Below are 312 nucleotides of genomic sequence, written 5' to 3' on the forward strand. Positions count from 1 at the left end.
ATGTAAAAGATGTGCGGAATTTTATTTTGAGTAAGATAATCGCTCGTTCTTTTGCTGAAAGGCATCAATCCGTCCTGGTCACCACAGGAAATCCAAAGCAGTTTCAGCGCTTTTGCTTTTTGTGGATTGGGAAGCAATTGTTGAGGATCTTTTGTATTCGGAGCTGATGAAAATCCGCCAACCCAGGCAAATTTGTCGATATTTCCCAATCCGAAATTCAGGGTTTGTCCACCACCCATCGAAAGTCCGGCAATCGCACGGTTTTCTCGGTCTTTTTTAACCGGATATTTTTTTTCAATGAAAGGAATGAGA

Annotated in this window: 1 protein-coding gene; it reads right to left on the reverse strand. The window is 41.7% G+C overall.

All coding sequences use genetic code 11. The features are described 5' to 3' along the window. Positions 1-312 (reverse strand): alpha/beta hydrolase (locus ACPYOJ_RS35015; protein ID WP_481420329.1); only part of this gene is annotated, 312 nt, incomplete at both ends.

It is taken from the genome of Rhizobium sp. SVR5-9E (assembly GCF_056755095.1).